Source organism: Haloplanus ruber (assembly GCF_024494725.1).
GTDB classification, from domain to species: Archaea; Halobacteriota; Halobacteria; order Halobacteriales; family Haloferacaceae; genus Haloplanus; species Haloplanus ruber.
In genome coordinates, this window is sequence record NZ_JANHDK010000003.1 from 379,667 (window position 1) to 399,142 (window position 19,476).

23 protein-coding genes are annotated in these 19,476 nt (G+C 68.8%); 13 read left to right on the forward strand and 10 right to left on the reverse strand.

The features are described 5' to 3' along the window. Positions 1-61 precede the first annotated feature (61 nt). The gene (locus tag NO878_RS12560) at positions 62-1,432 is read right to left on the reverse strand and encodes a methyl-accepting chemotaxis protein (RefSeq protein WP_256406342.1); all 1,371 of its coding nucleotides are present in this window, start codon (positions 1,430-1,432) and stop codon (positions 62-64) included. 176 nt (positions 1,433-1,608) lie between these two features. Between NO878_RS12560 and NO878_RS12565 the strand changes: the two genes are divergently transcribed. Further along, positions 1,609-2,037 carry a hypothetical protein gene (locus NO878_RS12565; RefSeq protein WP_256406343.1) on the forward strand — a complete coding sequence of 143 codons (429 nt, stop codon included), beginning with the start codon at positions 1,609-1,611 and terminating at the stop codon, positions 2,035-2,037. A gap of 22 nt (positions 2,038-2,059) precedes the next feature. On the opposite strand, the gene NO878_RS12570 is transcribed toward NO878_RS12565, so the two are convergent. Together NO878_RS12570 and NO878_RS12575 are read right to left on the reverse strand one after the other, a co-directional pair. Next, the gene (locus NO878_RS12570; RefSeq protein WP_256406344.1) at positions 2,060-3,121 is read right to left on the reverse strand and encodes an isocitrate/isopropylmalate dehydrogenase family protein; all 1,062 of its coding nucleotides are present in this window, start codon (positions 3,119-3,121) and stop codon (positions 2,060-2,062) included. Positions 3,122-3,157: 36 nt separating this feature from the next. After that, positions 3,158-4,312, reverse strand: a complete 1,155-nt coding sequence (locus NO878_RS12575) for an MBL fold metallo-hydrolase (protein WP_256406345.1) — start codon at positions 4,310-4,312, stop codon at positions 3,158-3,160. A 73-nt stretch (positions 4,313-4,385) separates the two neighbouring features. On the opposite strand from NO878_RS12575, the gene NO878_RS12580 reads away from it, so the two are divergent. Beyond that, entirely contained in the window at positions 4,386-5,021 is a 636-nt protein-coding gene (locus NO878_RS12580; protein ID WP_256406346.1) for a hypothetical protein, read from the forward strand. 92 nt (positions 5,022-5,113) lie between these two features. Next, positions 5,114-6,211, forward strand: a complete 1,098-nt coding sequence (locus NO878_RS12585) for an NADH dehydrogenase subunit (protein ID WP_256406347.1) — start codon at positions 5,114-5,116, stop codon at positions 6,209-6,211. 12 nt (positions 6,212-6,223) lie between these two features. Here the strand turns inward: NO878_RS12585 and NO878_RS12590 are convergent, their stop codons facing one another. Next, positions 6,224-6,385 carry a DUF7331 family protein gene (locus tag NO878_RS12590; protein ID WP_256406348.1) on the reverse strand — a complete coding sequence of 54 codons (162 nt, stop codon included), beginning with the start codon at positions 6,383-6,385 and terminating at the stop codon, positions 6,224-6,226. Positions 6,386-6,446: 61 nt separating this feature from the next. Next, positions 6,447-7,304: an aldo/keto reductase gene (locus tag NO878_RS12595; RefSeq protein ID WP_256406349.1), complete on the reverse strand. Its 858-nt coding sequence runs from the start codon at positions 7,302-7,304 to the stop codon at positions 6,447-6,449. 82 nt (positions 7,305-7,386) lie between these two features. Between NO878_RS12595 and NO878_RS12600 the strand changes: the two genes are divergently transcribed. Next, positions 7,387-8,799 (forward strand): carotenoid oxygenase family protein, encoded by a 1,413-nt coding sequence (locus tag NO878_RS12600; protein ID WP_256406350.1) that lies wholly within the window; start codon positions 7,387-7,389, stop codon positions 8,797-8,799. A gap of 40 nt (positions 8,800-8,839) precedes the next feature. Here NO878_RS12600 and NO878_RS12605 read toward each other — a convergent pair whose 3' ends face one another. Next, positions 8,840-9,127 carry a HalOD1 output domain-containing protein gene (locus tag NO878_RS12605; protein WP_256406351.1) on the reverse strand — a complete coding sequence of 96 codons (288 nt, stop codon included), beginning with the start codon at positions 9,125-9,127 and terminating at the stop codon, positions 8,840-8,842. A gap of 111 nt (positions 9,128-9,238) precedes the next feature. On the opposite strand from NO878_RS12605, the gene NO878_RS12610 reads away from it, so the two are divergent. The 6 genes from NO878_RS12610 to NO878_RS12635 all read left to right on the forward strand — a co-directional run bounded on the left by NO878_RS12610 (position 9,239) and on the right by NO878_RS12635 (position 15,429). Further along, on the forward strand, positions 9,239-10,642 hold the full coding sequence (locus NO878_RS12610; protein WP_256406352.1) for a cryptochrome/photolyase family protein: 1,404 nt from the start codon (positions 9,239-9,241) through the stop codon (positions 10,640-10,642). Positions 10,643-10,713: 71 nt separating this feature from the next. Then, complete coding sequence (locus NO878_RS12615) at positions 10,714-10,923, forward strand: DUF8149 family protein (protein ID WP_256406353.1); 210 nt, start codon at positions 10,714-10,716, stop codon at positions 10,921-10,923. A gap of 78 nt (positions 10,924-11,001) precedes the next feature. Beyond that, positions 11,002-11,622, forward strand: a complete 621-nt coding sequence (locus tag NO878_RS12620) for a halocyanin domain-containing protein (protein ID WP_256406354.1) — start codon at positions 11,002-11,004, stop codon at positions 11,620-11,622. Between the two features lie 96 nt (positions 11,623-11,718). Then, positions 11,719-12,351 carry a DsbA family oxidoreductase gene (locus NO878_RS12625; protein ID WP_256406355.1) on the forward strand — a complete coding sequence of 211 codons (633 nt, stop codon included), beginning with the start codon at positions 11,719-11,721 and terminating at the stop codon, positions 12,349-12,351. Between the two features lie 38 nt (positions 12,352-12,389). After that, positions 12,390-13,448: a S1C family serine protease gene (locus tag NO878_RS12630; protein WP_256406356.1), complete on the forward strand. Its 1,059-nt coding sequence runs from the start codon at positions 12,390-12,392 to the stop codon at positions 13,446-13,448. Positions 13,449-13,527: 79 nt separating this feature from the next. Continuing rightward, positions 13,528-15,429 carry a hypothetical protein gene (locus NO878_RS12635; RefSeq protein WP_256406357.1) on the forward strand — a complete coding sequence of 634 codons (1,902 nt, stop codon included), beginning with the start codon at positions 13,528-13,530 and terminating at the stop codon, positions 15,427-15,429. Between the two features lie 9 nt (positions 15,430-15,438). Here the strand turns inward: NO878_RS12635 and NO878_RS12640 are convergent, their stop codons facing one another. After that, positions 15,439-15,639, reverse strand: coding sequence for a DUF8015 family protein (locus NO878_RS12640; RefSeq protein ID WP_256406358.1), 201 nt, complete (start codon positions 15,637-15,639; stop codon positions 15,439-15,441). Between the two features lie 161 nt (positions 15,640-15,800). Between NO878_RS12640 and NO878_RS12645 the strand changes: the two genes are divergently transcribed. The 3 genes from NO878_RS12645 (at position 15,801) to NO878_RS12655 (ending at position 17,715) form a co-directional block, all read left to right on the forward strand. After that, a complete protein-coding gene (locus NO878_RS12645) occupies positions 15,801-16,274 on the forward strand; it encodes a molybdopterin-dependent oxidoreductase (RefSeq protein ID WP_256406359.1) in 474 nt (157 codons plus the stop codon). 157 nt (positions 16,275-16,431) lie between these two features. Continuing rightward, a complete protein-coding gene (locus NO878_RS12650) occupies positions 16,432-16,728 on the forward strand; it encodes a hypothetical protein (protein ID WP_256406360.1) in 297 nt (98 codons plus the stop codon). Positions 16,729-16,785: 57 nt separating this feature from the next. Further along, positions 16,786-17,715 (forward strand): ERAP1-like C-terminal domain-containing protein, encoded by a 930-nt coding sequence (locus NO878_RS12655; RefSeq protein ID WP_256406361.1) that lies wholly within the window; start codon positions 16,786-16,788, stop codon positions 17,713-17,715. Here the strand turns inward: NO878_RS12655 and NO878_RS12660 are convergent, their stop codons facing one another. The 3 genes from NO878_RS12660 to NO878_RS12670 form a co-directional block, all read right to left on the reverse strand. Next, the gene (locus NO878_RS12660; RefSeq protein ID WP_256406362.1) at positions 17,716-18,033 is read right to left on the reverse strand and encodes a HalOD1 output domain-containing protein; all 318 of its coding nucleotides are present in this window, start codon (positions 18,031-18,033) and stop codon (positions 17,716-17,718) included. A 77-nt stretch (positions 18,034-18,110) separates the two neighbouring features. Continuing rightward, positions 18,111-18,647 carry a DUF8054 family protein gene (locus NO878_RS12665; protein ID WP_256406363.1) on the reverse strand — a complete coding sequence of 179 codons (537 nt, stop codon included), beginning with the start codon at positions 18,645-18,647 and terminating at the stop codon, positions 18,111-18,113. 10 nt (positions 18,648-18,657) lie between these two features. Then, positions 18,658-19,437, reverse strand: a complete 780-nt coding sequence (locus tag NO878_RS12670; RefSeq protein ID WP_256406364.1) for a nucleotide-binding protein — start codon at positions 19,435-19,437, stop codon at positions 18,658-18,660. Positions 19,438-19,476: the final 39 nt, after the last annotated feature.

Sequence of the window (19,476 nt, forward strand, 5' to 3'; positions counted from 1 at the left end):
AACGGGCGGTGTCGTCGCCGACGGTGACGACCAGTGCGGGTGTGCGACGGTTCGGCCGGAATCAACCGCTGTCCTCGATCAGCCTCGTCACTGTCTCCTCGGTGGCCTCGACCTGCCGGTACTGTTGACTCGTGACCTCGCCCAACTCGATGAGTTGTTCCTCGAGCGTCGACAGTGCGTCGACCACCTCGTCGACCGTGGCCGCGACCTCCTCGGTACTCGCCGCGTGGTCGTCCGTCGCGTCGGCCACCTCCGCCGCGCCGGTCGCGGTCTCGCCGATTGCCGACTGGATCTCGGAGAGCGCATCGACCGTCGCACTGACTGCGTCGATTCCGTCGTCGATCTCTGCGGCCGTCTCGTCGAGTTCCTGGGCGGTGCGCTCGGTCGCGGCCACCATCTCGGTTATCATCTCCTCGATCTCGCTGGCCCGGGTCTGGGATTCTCCGGCGAGGCTCTTGACCTCGTCGGCGACGACGGCAAAGCCCTCCCCGGCCTCGCCGGCCCGCGCCGCCTCGATACTGGCGTTGAGTGCCAGCAGGTTCGTCTGGTCTGCAATGTCGTTGATCACGTCGATGATCTCCCGCATCTCGTCTGCCTGCTCGGTGAGGTCGTCGATTGTCTCTCTGGCGCCGTCGGCCGATTCGCGGACCGCGTCCATCCGGTCGATGGCTGTCCCGGCCGTCTCCGAGCCTTCCTCCGCCCGGGTGCGGGCACGCTGGGCCGCCTGACTGACCTGTTCGGTACTGGCCGCAATCTCCTCGATTGTCGCCGACTGCTCGGCCACCTCGTCGGCGACCTGTTCCATGCGACCTGTCTGTTCCTCGGCGAACGACTCGACCTCGTCCGTAATCTCGACCGTGTCGTCGATGCCGTCGACAAGATCCGTCAGCTTCGACCGAACGTCCCCGCCGACCTGTTGCTGGAGTCGTTCGAGTTCGCGCTGCTGTTCCACGTGGTCGGAGACGTCGGCGGCCACCTCGAACGCCCCGGCGACGGTGCCGTCCGGGCCACACAGCGGCACACCGTACGTCTGGAAGATGGCGTCGGTCGTCGGCACCTCTCTGATGTCGTCCTCCCGAATCGTCTCGCCGGTCCGGGCGACCGTCTCCGCGAGCGTCTCCTCGGCGTTCTCCGTCCCGATGACGTCGTACGCGTTCTCACCGATTGCCGCCGACCGCGGGATGTCGAGTTGGCGTTCGAGCGTCTCGTTCCAGTGCGTGAGCGTCCCGTCCGGTGCCGTCACCAGCACCCCTTCCGGAAACTCCCCGACCAACTGGCTGAACATCGACTTCCAGAAGTCCCGTTCCTGCTGGAGGCGGTCCGTCTCGTCGGCCGCATCCGACTCCAGCTCCGACGCGTCGAGGTACGCCTCCCACAGATCGTCTGCCCGGTGTCGCTCGTCCCCGTGTGTCGATTTCCCCGTCTGACTCATTGGTCGAATTCAACCTCCCCCGATTATTTAACCCGTTCATCTAGTTATTTCGGATGATAATAGAAGTTGTACGGGGTCAGACACGAATTCACGACCACTTCCAAATGTGTGTCCACCCGTCGACCTCTCACCGGCGCAACCGACCAGTTTTGCGTCCGTGCCGCCTACCACCGTCGATGTCGTCGCCCGCCGTCTACGATCACGTCTTCCCTCCCGACGACGCCGGGTATCCCCCCGGTGTCTACCGCGTCGTTGGCGTGACCGACGGGTCGGTGACTCTGCTTCGCGTCGCCGACGGCGACGGCCGGCGGGTCGCCACCGGCGAGACGCTCACCGTCGAGCGCGACGCGTTCGCGGCCTTCACGCCCGCCCCGAACCCAGACGGGAGCCGGTCGTTCGAGGCGGTCGCCGACGCCGGCTACTGGTCCGTCCGCGCGTTCGTGCGGCAGTTGCGCGCTCGCCCGCTTCGCTCCGGTCCCGCCATCGCCGCCGTCCTGTTCGGCATCGGCGGCGACCGGTTCCTCGACCTTCCCGCCCCCGCGTTCACCGTCCTCGTCCTCGCCGGGAGTCTCGCGCTCGCGGCCCTCGGAAGCGGGCGGCTGTGAGCGTGCGGTGGGCGCTCGGCTGTTACTCGATCAGCCGCTCGGACAGGTCGTCGGTGACTGCAACCGTCGTCGCGCTCCCGCCGATGTCGGCGGTACGGGGGGCGTTCTCGTCGGCCAACTGCGCCGCGACGGCGTCGTGGAGCGCGTCGGCGACGGCGCCTTCGCCGAGGTGGTCGAACATGAGCGCCCCCGAGAGCACCGTCGCCAGCGGGTTGGCGACCCCCTCGCCCATGATGTCGAAGGCGCTACCGTGGACGGGTTCGAACATCGAGGGGTAGGTACCGTCGGGGTTGATGTTCGTCGACGGCGCCAGTCCGAGGCTCCCGCTGATGATCCCGCCGATGTCGGTGAGGATGTCGCCAAAGAGATTCGACGCGACCACCACGTCGAACTCGTCGGGACGGCGCACAAAGTCCATGCTCGCGGCGTCGACCAACAGGCGTTCGACCTCGACGTCGGGATACTCCTCGCTCACCTCCGCGACGATATCGTCCCAGAAGACCATACTGTGGGCCTGCGCGTTGGACTTCGTGACGTTCGTCAGTTTGCCGTTCCGCTCGCTCGCGGCCTCGAAGGCCGGCCGGACGACCGCCTCGGTCGCCTCCCGGGTGAACACCGACGCCTGCACCGCCACCTCGTTCTCGAAGCCGCGGTGTTCGCGCCCGCCCACGTCTGCGTACTCCCCTTCCGTGTTCTGCCGATAGACCACGAGGTCGATATCACCGCCGCTGTACCCCTTTAGCGGGCTGTCGACGCCCTCGAACAGGTACGAGGGGCGCTTACAGACGTGCTGGTTGAACCCCTTGGTGATCGGGAGTCGAAGCCCCCTGAGCGTGACGTGATCGGGAACCTCGGGGTGGCCAACGGCCCCGAGGAGGATGGCGTCGAAGGATTCCAGCCGGTCCAGCCCGTCGTCGGGCATGAGCGCCCCGTCGTCGAGGTAGCGCTGACTCCCCCAGTCGAACCACGTCGTCGACACGTCGACCCCGCGGGCCGCCGCGCTGTCGACCAGCAACGGTTCGACTGCCTCCACCACCTCGTTCCCGATGCCGTCGCCGGGAATGACCGCGATATTGTATGACATGGGCGTCCGTGACCGGCGACGGGCATAAATGGCCCGCTACCCGTCCGCGGCGCAGTTGTTCGGCCCGAGTTCGAGTTCGAACGCCGTCTCGTCGTCGACGGTTTCGGTCCCACGGTTGATCCCGACGATCCGCTCGGCGTTCGCGGGTTCGGCGCCGCCCTGTGTCGTCCGCTCGACGAACTCCGCCTCGTCGGTTTCGAAGGCGTCGAGACGGGTCCGCAGGTCGCCGAGGCGAGCGACGGCCGGTCCCGACGCGACGCCCGCGTCGGCGTGGCCAGGGGCGACGAGGACGGCGTCGGGGAAGCGCGTCAGCCGCTCGGTGAGCGTCGCGTACAGCTCTCGGGCCTGTGTCCCCGGATCGGCGTCCTCCTGTAGATCGGGGCGCGCAACGCCGTCGAGAAAGAGGCTGTCGCCGGTCAGGAGGGCGTCCGCGTCGCCCGCCGCGCCGACGGCGAAGCCGGTCATGCCCGTCGTGTGACCGGGCAGGCCCACCGCCGCCAGTTCCGCCTCTCCGACCGGCAGGCGGTCGCCGTCCCGTATCGTCTCGAACGTGTCGGCGTCGGCGACGCCGCGGTCGACCGCGTTCTGGGGCAACACGGGCGTCGCGCCCGTCGTCGCCGCGAGGGCCCGCACCCCGCTCACGTGGTCGGCGTGGACGTGTGTGTCGACGGCGTAGGTCAGGTCGACGCCCAGGTCGGCGGCGTCGGCCCGGTAGCGGTCGACGAACGCCCGCAACGGGTCGACGACAATCATTTCGCCGTCCGCGACGGCAGCGTATCCGAGACAGCCGCTCGCTGGCCGACGGTACTGGTGGAGGGTCGCCGCGCCCTCGACGACGACCGTACGGTCGTACAGCCGCGCCCACCCCGCCATGCCGTCGGCGAGGTTCCGGGCGTCGACGCCGGCGGCCGCGAGTTTCTCGGCCACTTCGGCACTCGCCGCGCCGTGTGCGCAGACGACCACCACCGGCTCCTGTCGGTCTGCGGGCAGGAGGTCGGTCACGTCGCCGGTGACGCCCGCAGCGACGAACTTCACGTACGGGACGTGGACGTGGGTGAGCGACGACGCCTCGATGCGCCAGCGCTCGATCTCCGCACGGTCGCGTACGTCGAGCAGCGTCACCGGGTCGCCGGCGGCGAGGCGGTCCCGGAGCGTCGCCGCCGAGAGCGCCTCCGCGGAGTCTGCCGTCATCGGCGTCGCTACGCCCCCGACGGCGTTAAACGTGGGGGCGGGGTTCATGACTGTCGGTGCCCTACGGACGACCATGGACGGGAGCACGCTAGTCGAGACGGTGCGGACGGATCGCGAGACCGAACTGGGTCGGCTCGGCTCCGAGAAGGCGCTGGTGGCGTCGACGGCGGCTCGGCTCGACCGGGCGTCGGTGCTCGACGCGACGCTCGACGCCGAGCGCCGCGCCGCGGCGACGTTCGCGGCGTGGGCGGCCGACGAGGGGAACGACACGGCCCGCGTGGCGTTCGACCGCGTCGCGAGCCAGGAGCGCGAGCACGCCGAGCGGGTTCGAGACCTGTTAGACGCCGCCGGTCCCGACGAAGACCCCGGCTCGGACGCTCTCCACGCCCACCTCCGCGACCTCGATGCGACCGTCGAACGGATCGCCGCGGGGTTCGTCGCCCGCCCGTTGGTCAGCGAGCGCTCGCTGCTACAGGTGGTGAACTTCTTCGTCAACGAGGCCGACGAGCAGGCCGCCGACACCGTCAGGGGGCTGCGCTCCGAGACGCAGGCACTGACCGACGACGGAGCCACACTCCTCGATGCCTGCTGTGGCGACGACGACTGGGATCAGGCCCGCGAGGCCGCCGACCGGACCGTCGACGTCGCCTACGCCCAGTACGAGGAGCGACTGACCGAGATGGGTGTCGACCCGAAGCCGGTCTGCTGACGCCCCGTCCGTATTTTTCCACAGCTGTCGAATCACAATAAGACGATGATTTAATATAGTTATTTGATAACAATACACATGATTCGGTGGCCATGAGCCTCGCGCGCCTCAGCGAAGTGACGGTTCCGGAGATTGCTACGACCATCCGCAACGCCGGCGTCGCGGGCGCCGGCGGGAGCGGGTTCCCGACGTACGCGAAGTGGCAGCGGTTGGAGGAGGTGGATCACCTTCTGGTCAACGCCCAGGAGAGCGAACCGGTTTACTACATGGACAAGTGGCTGAGCCGCGAGCGGGCGTCCGGCCTCGCGGCGTTGTTCGACGCGCTGTTGGAGACGGCCGTCGAGACGGTCGTTGTCGCGCCGAAACTGTCGGACCGGCACTGGTATCGGCCGTTGGAAGCCGCCACGGACGCCACGGTCTACCGCCCCGGAGACCTCCCCCTCGACACCGACGCGGCCGACGGCATCGTCTTCGCCTACAGCGCCGACCGGTACCAGTACGGGATGGAACAGGTGCTCCTCAGAGTTGTCGACGATACCGTCCTCGGGGGCGACGACCTGCCGATGGACCGTGGCTGGCTCGTCCAGAACGTCGAGACGCTCGCGAACCTCCGTCGCGCCCTGGCCGACGGGGCGCCCGTCACCCGGAAGTTCGTCCACGTCGCCGGCGACGTTCCCCACCACCGCTTTCTCGACGTGCCCGTCGGGACGTCGGCGGCACATCTGCTCGACGCCGCCGGCATCCCGCTCGATGCGGTGCCGGACGACCGGGTGTTGCTAGAAGGCGGTCCAGGGTGGTGTTTCCGAACCGACGGCCCCCCGGAGGCCTTCGGCGTCTCGAAGCGGACGAACGGCGTCCTGCTCCTGGATCGGGAGACGGTCGCCACACACACGCTCGGTGAGGGGCGGATCAACGCCCTCGACGCCCGGAAGTGGGGCGCCGACCACGAGGAGATGCCCTCGGCGCTCGATCCCGATACCGTCCGGGTGCCGCTGTGCTCCAACCCGGCGCTCGGCCCCGTCACCGCGGCCGATCCCATCGTCGCCCCCGGCGACCCGGTCGAGCGCGGCGAGTTGATCGCCACGCCGGGGACGGGGGTCAGCAACGCCCACCACGCCACCGTCGACGGGACGGTCACGGCCGTCGAGGACGACTACGTCGCGATCAGGGCGGGCGCGGCCAACGAGTGACACTGCGGTCGGTCAAGGATCGAGCGTGACGACCGTCTCTGAGCGGAGCCACGCCCGCGCGTTCCGGCGGTCACAGACGACGAATGCGTCGCCGTCCTCGTATCCGGCGCACCAATCCAGGGCGGGCGGTGCGGGGTCGCGCGCCGACTCGGCCGAACGAGATCGGTTCTCCATCACCGGCCGCTCGGCGCGGCGCCGACTTCAGTCGCGCGGTTTCCACTCCGCCGCCCTCTCTTCACCCCGACAGCCGCGACCGGACGAAGCCCGCGAGTGCCCGACTTTTCGATGGCCGGCGGAGACGCTCCATCTCCGCGTCGGTCAACGCGAAGTCGAACACGTCGTGGTTCGCCCGGAGGTGGTCCCGGGTCGTCGCCTTCGGCACCGTCCGGACACCCTCGTGTTGGATGACCCACCGGAGCGCCACCTGCGCCGCGGTCTTGTCGTACCGCCGGCCGACTGCCGCGAGGGCGTCGTCGCGGAGGACCCCGCCGTGACAGAGTGGGCTGTACGCCGTCACCAGCACCCCGTGACGACGGCAGTACGACAGCAGGTTGCGCTGATCCCAGTAGGGGTTGAACTGTACCTGGTTCGCGAAGATGGGGACCTCGGATCGCGTTCGTGCTTTATCGAGTAGGCGGACGTCGAAGTTCGAGACGCCGATGTGCCGGACGTGCCCGTCGGCCACCAGGTCGGCCATCGCGTCGAGGGTCTCCCCCAGCGGCGTCGCGCCCGGCAGGTGAACGGGGGAGAACGGCGGCTTGCCGTTCGGCCAGTGGATCAGGAGACAGTCGAGGTAGTCGGTGTCGAGACGCTGGAGGCTCTCGGTGACCGACCGGCGGACCGACTCCTGATCCCGATTCCCGCCGTCGAGTTTTGTCGTCAGAAAGACGTCCTCGCGGTCGACCGAACTCGACCTGATTGCGGCACCCACCTGTCGCTCGTTGCCGTAAGCCTGCGCCGTGTCGACGTGTCGATACCCCAGTTCGAGCGCCGTCTCGACGGCGCGCCGGCAGTCGTCGCCGCGTAGACGCCACGTACCGAGGCCGACCGTCGGAACCTCGACGCCGCGGACGGTCACGGTCTCGCGTGTCATACGCTCTTACGGGACGCCGGGTGCCTAAGCGTGACGCCCGGCTGATCGTGGTTTCTTGCCGCTGGCGTCCCGATCACCGACCGTGTCGCGGACAACCACCTTCGAACTGGGCTTTCGGACCGTCGAGCGGGAGTACACCGACCGTCGGCTCCCCGTCGAGGGGACCCTGCCCGCGTGGCTCTCCGGGCGCCTGATCCGCAACGGCCCCGGGGCGTTCGAAATCGGGGACGAGCGAGTGACCCACTGGTTCGACGGCCTCGCGATGCTGCGGAGCTACACCATCGCCGACGGCGCGGTGCGGTATACGAACCGCTTTCTCCGGACCGAGGCCAGAGCGCACGCGGCCCGGGGGTCGTCGTCGGGCGAGTTCGCCACCGGCGCCGGCCCGCTACGCCAAGCCGTGCGCTGGCTCCGGGCGCTCGGCCCCCCGACCCCGACCGACAACGCGAACGTCAACGTCGCCCGCATCGGCGACCGCTACGTCGCACAGACGGAGGCACCACGATGGATCGCCTTCGATCCCGCCACGCTCGAAACTCGTGGCGAGTTCCGCTGGCGGGACGGGATTCCGGGGAACCTGACGACCGCACACACGAAACGTGACCCGCGGACGGGCGAGACGGTGGGGTTCGGTCTCCGGTTCGGCCGCCGCCCCCAGTACCTGCTCTACGCCGTCGACGCCGACGGGCGGCGCCGGTCGATTGGTTCCGTCCCGGCCGCGGGTCCCGGCTACGTCCACGACTTCGGGCTCACCCGCGACTACGCCGTTCTCGTCGAGACGCCGCTCCGGATCGACGTGTGGCGGGCGCTCGTGCCGTGGGGCGAGGGGTTACTCGATATGCTTCAGTGGGACCCCGACCGCGGCACCCGTCTACTCGTCGTCGACCGGACGACGGGTGAACTGGTCGCCGACCCCGTGACCGATCCCCTGTTTACCTTCCACACGGTCAATGCCTTCCAGCGCGACGGCGACGTGGTGCTCGATCCGGTCACGTTCGACGACGACACCATCGTCCGGTCGCTCACGCTGTCGACGCTCGGCACCGACGGGTTCGACGCGGCACCGGACGGCCGCCTCGAACGGCTTCGGATCGACCCCGAGGCCGACACCGTGGTCGACCGGTCCCGCCGCTACGATGGTGGTCTCGCCCTCCCCACGGTCCCCCGAGGTGTTCGAACGCGGCCCTACCGCTACGCCTATGCGCAGGCGACGGATCGCGAGGGGGCGAACGGTCTCGTCAAGGTCGACCTCGACCGGTCGACGGCGACCGAGTGGTGGGGGCGAGGACTCTACGTCGAGGAGCCGCGCATGGTCCAGCGCCCGGACGGTGACGCCGAGGACGACGGCGTCGTCATCGCCCCCGCCCTCGACGCCGACGCCGGCCGGAGCGTCCTCCTCGTCTTCGACGCGTCGACGCTCTCTCTCCTGGCTCGGGCGCCGCTCCCCCACGCCGTCCCCTTCGGGTTCCACGGGCGGTTCTTCGCGACGGAGTAGCGCCGCCGCTACGGACGGATGGACGGTGCTATCCTTAGCCTCACTCGGTATCTGCTGGGTCGTCGATACGGACGCGGTCGGCCGTGACCGTCACCCGATACCCGTAGAGGACGAACGCCGTCTGAATCGGCGTCGCCTGCGATTCGCGGTGGAGGCTGCGGAGGGCATCGACGTTCACGAACTCGTGAAACGGTGTGTCCCGGTCCATCACGTCGACGCCGAGGCGTTCGAACGCTCTTGCAATCTCCAGCTCTAACGTCCTGTCCTCGCTGCGCTCGTACGCCGCGAGCACGTGTTGATCGGCGGCGTTCCGCGACTGTGGGTCCACTGGCAGGGCTCCGTTGTCGAATATAGCCACTACCCCCGTATCAAAGCCCCGATCCGTTCGATCCCAGCCGACGAATCGAGCGTTTATGCGGCCCCGTTCCCACGTGCCCCCATGCGGCTCCACTGGCACCGGACGGATCTCCGCCCGTCCGACAACCTGGCCCTGACGACGGGTGACGACCCGATACTGCCGGTCTACGTCTTCGATCCGCGCGTATTGACGCACGCCGCGCCGCCACGGGTGGCGTTCGTCCGCGACAGCCTCGCCACCCTCCGCGAGTGGTATCGCGCCCGCGAGAGCGACCTCCTGATCGTTCGTGGCGAGGCACCGACGGAACTCGCCCGCCTGGCCGACGAGTACGACGCCGACACGGTGTCGTGGGCGCAGGCCTACTCCGGGTTGGGCCGCCGGCGCGACGACCGGGTCGCCGACCGCCTCGCCGCCGACGGCGTCGACCACCGGGTCGTCCACGACCACCTCCACCACGAACCGGGGTCGATCACCACCAACCAGGGGGAGCCATACGCCGTCTACAGCTACTTCTGGAAGAAGTGGCGCGACCGCGAGAAGGCGTCGTCGGTGGCGGCGCCGGGGGCGGACCGCCTCGCCGATCCCGGCGTCGAGACGCCCATCCCGACGCTCGCCGACCTCGACTTCGACGACCCGGAGGCGACGATTCCGCCCGGCGGCTACGAGACGGCACGCCACCGCCTCAACGAGTTCTGCTCGGGACCGATCTACGACTACGAGTCGACGCGCGACCGCCCCGCGGCCGACGCCACCTCGCGGCTCTCGCCGCACCTGGCCCACGGAACCGTGGGTATTCGAACGGTCAACGACCGGGTCGTCCGCGCCCGCGAGAACGCCCCCGACGAGGAGGCCCGCGAGGCCGTCGAGACGTTCCGTGGCGAACTCGCCTGGCGGGAGTTCTACCACCACGTTCTCTATTTCAACCCCGAGGTGGTGACCGAGAACTACCGCGACTACGAACACGACATCGAGTGGCGGGCCGACGCTGCGGAGCTTCAAGCCTGGAAGGACGGAGAGACGGGCTATCCGATTGTCGACGCCGGCATGCGCCAGCTCCGCGCGGAGGCGTACATGCACAACCGCGTCCGCATGATCGTCGCCTCCTTCCTGACCAAGGACCTCCTGATCGACTGGCGTGAGGGCTACGACTGGTTCCGGCAGAAACTCGTCGATCACAACCCCGCAAACAACAACGGCGGCTGGCAGTGGGCCGCCTCGACCGGCACCGACGCCCAGCCCTACTTCCGCATCTTCAACCCGATGACCCAGGGCGAACGCCACGACCCCGACGCCGCGTACATCCGGGAGTACGTCCCCGAACTCCGGGGAGTCGACCCCGACCTGATCCACGACTGGCACGAACTGTCACCGACACAGCGTCACCGGACGGCGCCCGACTATCCCGCCCCTATCGTCGACCACAGCGAGCGCCGGGAAGCGGCACTCGCGATGTTCGAGCGAGCCCGTGGCGAGGCCGACGACTGAGCCACGACGGGCACCGACCCGCGATGCCCTCCCCCGCCCTTTTTATCCTGGGGCGCGAGCGTTTGGCACCGATGACCAGCGACGACGACCCGACGGTACCTATCGTCTGTCCGGCGTGTGAGACGACGACCCGGGTGCCGCTCACGACGGTTGCCGACGCGGTCGCGAGTCACAACGAGAACGTCCACGACGGCGAGGAGATAGCGACGGTCGATCCCGCCGTCGCCGACCGTCTCGCCGACCTCGTGGCCGAGGACATGGGACTGCTCGACGACGAGTGAGCGGTCACCCGCTGCCCCGAAACCGAATATGTTCGGGGTAACGCTCGGGGCGGCCCGGTGCCTTCGCCTACGTGTACGATGTTCGACTCCGATTCACCCACGCGACGGTCGGTCGTACTGTCGACGAGCGCACTCGCACTCGGGGGCCTGAGCGGGCTGGCCGGGTGTAGCGGCGGTGGTGGCGGCGGCGGTGGCGGCGGCGAGGGCGGCGAGGGCGGCGACGGCGGGAGCGAGGACACCCCGACTGCAACCGCCACCGAGGCCAGCGGTAGTGGCGGCGACGGCGAGAGTGAGGACACCGCGACCGCAACCGCCACCGAAGCCGACGATAGCGGCGGCGACGGCGGTGCGAGCGCCGAACTCGAGGAGTGGTTCTCGAACGTCGACAACTACGACTCCGTCGCCGACGAGACAGGAAGCGACCAGGTGACCGTATCCGTCGGCGCGCAGGGCAACGGCGGCGCCTTCGCCTACGACCCACCGGCGATCCGGATTTCGACCGGGACGACGGTCGTCTGGGAGTGGACCGGCCAGGGCGCACAACACAACGTCGCCGCCGAGGGCGGCGCCTTCGAGAGCGAACTCAACGGAGAGGAGGGATTCACCTTCGAACACACCTTCTCCTCGTCGGGCACCTATCGCTACGCCTGCACGCCCCACCGGACGCTTGGGATGAAAGGCGCCGTCATCGTCGAGTGAGCGGCGGCCGGGTATCTCCCCGCTCGCCCGAGGTCGTGTGTCGGCGGCCCACAGCCGGATCGCACTCTTTTACCCGGCGGCCCTCCGAGCGAACACATGAGCGACACTCAGGCTCGCGAGCGCATCACGGTCTACTCGGATTACGTCTGTCCCTTCTGTTATCTGGGTCGACAGTCTCTCGACCGGTATCAGGCCGAACGGGCGGAGCCACTGGCCATCGACTGGCAACCCTTCGACCTCCGTGCAGGGAAACGCGACGCCGACGGCGAGATCGACCCCACCGTCGACGACGGCAAAGACGAGGACTACTACACCCAGGCGCGGGAGAACGTCCGCCGTCTCAGTGAGGAGTACGACGTCGAGTTGGCTCAGGAGATTGCGACCGACGTCGACTCCCGGCCTGCGCAGGTCGTCTCGTACCGCTTGAAGCAGACGGAGGACTACGAGACGTGGCTGGCCTTCGACCGCGCAGTCTTCGAGGCGCTGTGGGCCGACGGTCGCGACATCGGTGAGATGGACGTCCTCGTCGACTGCGCCGAGGCGGCGGGCTGTGACCCATCCGTCGTCCGGGCGGCGCTCGACGACGACGACCTGTTCACACAGGTCGACGAGCAGTTCGCGGCCGCCCAACAGCGGGGGATCACTGGCGTGCCGACGTTCGCGTACGACGGCCACGCGGCACGGGGCGCGGTCCCACCCGCACAGCTCCGCCGCCTCGTCGAAGGGTAATCCCAACCTATTCGTCGCTGTCCCCCTGATAACCGGTAATGGTCGCGGACGAGACGAGTCGACGCCGCTTTCTCCGTGTGGGTGGATTCGCGCTGGCAACGGGACTCGCCGGATGCGGCGCGTCGGCACCGGGAGGCGACGACGGCGCGTCGGCCGACACGTCGTCGTCCGACGCCAGTCCATACACCCAGGTGTACCGCGACACCATCGATTCGGTTCTCCTGGTCCGAACGGACGACGGAAGCGGTACAGGCTTCGTCTCCGACGACGCTCACGTCGTGACGAACGCCCACGTCGTCGGCGACGCGACGGCAGTCGAACTCCGGACGAGCGAGGGTGAGTGGTACGAGGGAGAGGTCGTCGGCACCGACCCCAACAGTGATCTGGCGGCCATCGCCGTCGAAGACCTCCCGTCGTCGTCGCCGCTCTCGTTTGCCGACGACCCGGCGGTCATCGGACAGGAGGTGGTCGCCATCGGCAACCCCTTCGACCTCGACGGCTCGGTCACGACCGGCGTCGTCAGCGGCACCGACCGGTCGGTTCCTGCGCCGACGGGATTCAACATCCCCGACGCCATCCAGACCGACGCGGCGGTCAACCCGGGCAACAGCGGCGGGCCGCTGGTCGCGCTGGACGGATCGGTGGTCGCTGTCATCAACTCCGGCGGCGGCGACAACATCGCCTTCGGCATCTCGGCCGCCCTCGCCCGGCGGGTGCTTCCGGAACTCATCGAGACCGGCTCGTTCGAGCACTCCTTTCTCGGCGCCGCGCTGGCGCCCGTCACCCCGACGCTCGCCGCGGCGAACGGCCTCGCAGAGCCGCGTGGACTGCTCGTGACCCAGGTGGTGACCGACGGTCCGTCCGCGGGGATCCTCCAGGGGAGCGAACCGGAGGTCGTCGACGGTGAGTCCGTCCCCGTCGGCGGCGACGTACTGCTGTCCATCGAGGGGACGACCACGAACACGGCGGAGACGCTGGGGAGCTACCTCGCTTTGGAGACCGATCCGGGTGATACCGTCTCGCTGACGGTCCTGCGTGACGGGAGCGAGCAGACCGTCGAGGTGGAACTCGGAACCCGCCCGACCGAGACGGCCTGACCCGACTCCATCCGCTGATAATCGGGCCGTACCACTCATAAGCCAGCCCGTCCACGTACCCGAACGAGGACGGTCCCCCATGGAGGAACGCATCGCCGTCGCCGCGCTCACGCTCGCGCTCGTATCGAGCATCGGCGTCGCGTCGCTCGGCGTGCCGGCCGCGGCCCAGACCGGCGACTCGCCCGACGTGCGTGTCAACGTCGACGGCTCGCCACTCGACCTCGGTGAGGTCCACCGGACGACGAGCGACCCGTGGCTGACGGTGACCGCGACGGCGCCGGCCGGTGAACGCGTCACCCTGATCGAGATCAGGGTCGATGGGGAGACCAGACACGCCTTCGAGCCCTCGACCCGAGAGGCCGAGGAACACGTCGTCCTCGACCTAGAGGGCGGCGACCACCGGATCGACGTCGTCGTCAGGGGTGGGGGGGCAACGACATACTCGGCGACGGTCGTCAGAGACAACATGGCACCGTCGGTGACGTTCGCGCCGCCGCTTCAAGGCGGACCGACGGGCTACGACACCGAGACACTGGAGCGTCTCGGCACCTCGAACCCGATTTTCGTCGTCGATGGTGACTCCATCAGCACCCTCGACTCGGTGTCGAGCCGAAGCGTCGGCAACTCCACCCTGACGGTCGGAGGGACCATCGACGATCACTCCGAGATCCGGGCCGTCCGGATCGAACACGCCTACGAGTACGCCCCCGTCCGCGACGACAACGAAGACGAGAACGAGGACCGTGAAGAGTTCGCCTACGACCCCGAGGATCAGGTGCCGATCCACCCCGGGGTGGAGATACCGACCGGCGACGTCGATGGCGACGGCAATCCGGACCAACTCGATAAGTACTTTCTCGACTCCCCCGGTGACACGTTCAACAAAACGCTGACGCTCGCGCTGGGCGAGAACTACTTCCGAATCGCCGTCGAGGACGCCCTCGGTAACATCGCCGTCTATCACGTCGTCGTCACCGTCAACGACGGGACAGCCCCGACGATGAACGTGACCCGGGTACGCTACCGCTCGCCAACTCGTCTCCACGTCGAAGGGACGGTCAGCGACGCTGTCCAGGTCCACGACGTCTGGCTGGAGGATACGATCCTGACACTCGACGACGTGGAGGCAGACATCGACGCCGAGGACCTCGATGGCACCGACATCTGCGCGGCCGCCGACCTCATCGAGTTCGAACACGACGACCAGCTCTGTGCGGTGTACCCCGGCGGCACCGTCCGGGTGACAGACGACGACTCGCTGGTCGTGCGCCACCGCGTGGTGTTCCGCCGGCCGACGCGCCCCGACGCCGACCGGAAGCGTATCAGCTTCAACACGACCGTCTATCACCCGCCCGGCGACGACAGCCTCACGCTGGGGGCGGCCGACACCGCGCTCAACGAACGGCGCCAGACTGACGCGCTGTCGACGTTTCTCGGCCCGAACATCACCATCAGCGACCGTCGAACCGGCTACGCCGAGGGACGGGTTGTCTCGGTCGGCGGCCGGATCACGGGGGGACAGCCCGCCGACGCGAGCGTCGAGACGCTCGATCCGGACACCGGACGGCTGGTCGACATCCGGCCCGTCGACATCGGTCCCGAGGGCCGCTTCGCGACTCGACTCGACGGTCTCGACGACGAGACGCACGTTCGCGTTCGCGTCCGCGACGCGAGCGGGACGGAGTATCTCAACTCGACGAACGTGACCGCCCCGGCCGACGACCCGGCGACGCCGGCCCCCGAGACGCCTGCGGACGACGGTGCCGACGGCACCACCACCCCGACGGCGACACCCGCCCCGCCCGACGACGGAACCGACGGGTTCCGGATTCCCTTCCTAGGTATCGTCGTCCCCATTCCCGGGGTGCTCACCGCCAGCGTCTCCATCCCGGTCCCGGTTCTCGGCCCGTTCGACCTGCCGCTCGTTCCGGTGGGTGCGTTGGCGTTGCTCGGCGGCGCCGTCGCCGTTCGGCGGCGGTGACGGCGGGACTCACCGACGGGGGAACCGGGCGAGACAGACGACGAACAGACACGCGGCGAGCAGCGAACCGGCACCGGCGGCCACTCGAAGCGGCAGCGCGGAGACGACGCCGACGGCGATGCCGCCGAACAGCGCGACGCCCATCGCCGCGAGCAGATAATCGACGCCCCGATGCGTCGCCGGGGCCGACCAGACGGTCCGGTCGCTCATCTTGGTAATTACATCTAATTAGAAACGGGTATATCTTTCGCCTCGGTGACAGGCTGTGTCGTGGCCGGCTCCGTCGTGTTTCGGGGTCGCCAGGCACCGCGGCGCCGCCGTGGACACGTTCGGCCGAAAGGCTAAGCCTGTGGGCGGTCCCGTTCGGACCGATGCTGCACTCTGAGCCACCGACTGACGCCGACCCGGATCGCTGGACGCTGACCGTCGACGGCGCCGTCGCTGACCCGCTGTCGGTGTCCGTGGCCGACCTCGCGGCCGACGACGCGATGCGGTCGTCGACGGCCTGTACCGGCGAGACGGCGGCGGCACAGACGTGGCAGGGGATCGGTGTCGGGACGCTCGTCGACCGGACGGTGCCTGACGCGGCGGCGACCCACGCGCTGGTCCACTCTGTCGACCCCGAGTACGCCTGTGGGTTCGCCCTCGACCGCCTCCGGGCGGCGCTACTCGCGGTTCGGGTGGACGACGAGCCGATTCCGACCGAGCGGGGCGGCCCCGTGCGCCTCCTCGTGCCCGACGCCGACTGCTGGGAGCGGGTGAAGTGGGTCACCCGCGTCGACGTGTTGACCGACCCGCCGGGCGAGGCCGACACCGCCCGGGACCGGGTGCCCGCCGACGTCTGATTGGTAACGCTCTGTGACTACGATCACGATCGTCGTCCACGGATCACCAACCGCTACGGCGCGGGCCGGGCGTCACTCTGGCGCCACTGGTGCACGAACGGGGGGTATTATTCGTTCGCTTGATATTTCATCCCCCCGAAGTAACTGTAGTGCGTGAATGTACGACCCAATCCACCCTGGATTCTACCACTTCTGGTCGTCGGCGCTTGTGGGATTGCTGGGGTATCTGTCGATCTGTTTGATATCATCAGTCTCGCAATCGACGGACCTCCGTGGATGTGGAACCTCGATCTCCTTACGGCAGTTCTACTTACTGTTGGTATTGGCTGTCTGGACGCATATCATCGCAGACGTCATTGAACACGGCTATCTCCCGCGGATTGGCTGGGGTCTCCAGGGACTCTCCGACTATCTACGCTCGCTCCTCTGGATGGGGATTCCCCCCGTCGTGTAGCGCCGCGGTGGCCGCATCTTTATACACCCCTCGCTTCAATAGAGTGATGATTGGGTTATGGGGGGAGTTAACGGCGGCACGCCGAGCGGCGAGCGATCCGTCGACCGGTCGGCCGCGACGTTACTGTTGACACAGGACGGAGGGCGTGATGCGCTCGACCGACTAGACGTTACACCCGACGCAGCCGAGGTACTGGTGGTGTCCGCCGAGCGCTCGGCAACGGCCGCTGTCGACGACTGGCGGGCGTCCCACGGGTCGCTCCCGGCCGCGTTCGGCCTGATCTCCTTCGGGGAGTTCGGCCGGTCGGCCGCCACGCGGGGGGCAGACGACGGCCCGTCGCGCCGGTCGCTTCCCGGACGCGACGTGACGGTGACGACGATGTCCGATCCCGGGAACCTCCAGCGACTCGGGACGGCCGTCACGCTCTATCTCGACGACTGGGCCGACACCGACCGCGACACCGTGGTCTACGTCGACGACCTCACCCCGTTCGTCGAGGCCGGCGGTCTCGAACCAACCTTCCAGTTCCTCCACCTGCTGAGTCAGACGGTCACGGGCACGAACGCCACGCTGGTCGTTCGCGCCGATGCGTCGGCGACCGACGAGCAGACGGTCAACACGCTCCGGCCGCTGTTCGACGCGGTGATCGATAACGACGCGGCGCCGCCCGCTCTCGATACCGATACGCTCCACGAACTGCTCCGCAACCCTCGACGGCGGTTCGTCCTCCGCTCGCTACTCGCGGAGGAGGGGACGACGCTCGACCGACTGGCCGCGCGGCTGGCGGCCTGGGAGAACGACACCGACGAACCCACCGACGCGGAGCGAACCCGAGCGTTCACGGCGCTCGCCTCGGTGCACGTGCCGCGGCTGGCCGAGGCCGGACTGGTGGTGTTCGACCGCTCGGCAAAGCGGGTGTCGCTCTCGGACGCCGCACGCGACGCTGGGCGCCTCGAAGGCTATCTGAACGAGTCGTTCGACGACTGACTACGTGGTCGGGTCGACGCGCACCTCGCCGTCGCCGGTCACCGTCACCCGACATCCCGCGAGTTCGAAGGTGAGCGTCCCGCCCACGCGGGAGGTTCCGTCGGGTTTGTGGCCGAAGATGCGGTTCAGCGCATCCGGCCGGACGACAGCGTTGAGGTCGATATCTGTCGGGTCCGCGCCGGTCACTTCGAGCACCGCGTGGACGACGGTGACGCTCAATTCGACGTCGCTCGTCTCGTGGTGGTCGACCACGTACGCTCCCGTCTCCGGGTCGTACGTTCCAGTCGCGTTGGAATCGGGGGGAGAGTTCTCCTGCATGATCGTCTGTCCGTCGCTGTCGTCGTCTACGTCGGCCGACGGTATAGATGTGTGTGTTCGTGACGTGGCCGCGCGACTCAGTCGTCGAGGGCGTCGGTCAGTCCCCACTCTTCGGCGCGGGCGCGGGCCTCCTCGCGGGCCTGTTCGCGGATGGCCTCGATCCCCGCCTCGTCCGCGAGAAACGCCGCGACGGTGTCGCCGTCACCGTCGCCGAGGCGTTCGTCCGGCGCCGCCTCCCGCGTTCGGGTCACGAGGTCACGGTTCGCGGCCAGTCGCTCGGCGGGCAGTCCCGGCGGCACCCGAAGATCGTCGGCCTCGTGGGTCTCGGCCAGGTCCGCGTCGTCGAGTTCGTAGAGGTCGACGCTGTACGGTCCCGGTCCCGCGAGGTCGTTCAGGGCGTCCGCACCCCCGCGGTCGGTGTCGGTACAGTACGCGAGGGTGGGGACGCCCGCCTCGAAGGTGAGCACGCCCCGGGTCTCGTCGCCGAGGAGGACCGCGTCCTGTGGCTCGAAGACGGCATAGCCGGTGAGACGCCGGTCGAGGGCGGTCGCAAGCGTCGTCCCGGGGTCGTCGACGACGCGCGACCGGATCAGGTCGCCGCGTGGAATCTTCATCGGCCGGCGGTCACACTTCCTCCGGGACGACCGCGCTCCTGAAGCGATCCGCCACGTCGCCGCTCTCGCTTGCCCCGTCGCGTACGTCGAGTCGCTTTGCCGCCTCGCGGAAGGCCCGCGACGCCGGCGCATCCGGGGCGTGGGCCAATAGTGGCTCTCCCGCCGTCCGGGCCGCGCGGGCGGCGTCGCTCTCCGGGATCACGCCCAACGTCTCGCCGCCGAAGTAACGCTCGGCCTGCTCGGCGACCCGTTCGATCCCGTCCTCGTCGCGGACGCGGTTGAACAGTGTCCCCGCCGTCTCCGTGCCGTACGAGCGGGCGTACTCCTGGACCTTCAGCCCGTCCGAGAGCGCGGGAATCGTCGGCTGGAGGACGATCACCGTCCGGTCTGCGAGCACGACGGGGAGGACGGCACTTTTCGAGCCGAGCGCTGCCGGCGAGTCCAAGAGCAACACGTCCGTGCCGGCGGCCAACTCCGCCACCACGTCCCGCAGGCGCTCGGGGTCGGCCGCCCGGAACGCCGCCAGCTCCGTCCCGCAGGGGACGACCTTCATCCCGAATCGCTCGTACACCGCGTCGTCGACGGCGACCGCCGCCCCGTCGATCAACAGATCGTGAAGGGTCACCGGCGCGTCATCGAGGCCGGTATGAAAGAGCAGGTTCGCCATCCCCGTGTCCGCGTCGACGACGGTCACGTCGTGGTCCTCGGCGAGCGCCATGCCGAGCGCGAGGGTGCTGGTCGTCTTCCCCGTCCCGCCCTTGCCGCTCGCTACGGCGAACGCCTCGACCATCGGCGACGAGTTGCGCACCCCCCGGGTTAAACGTTCGGT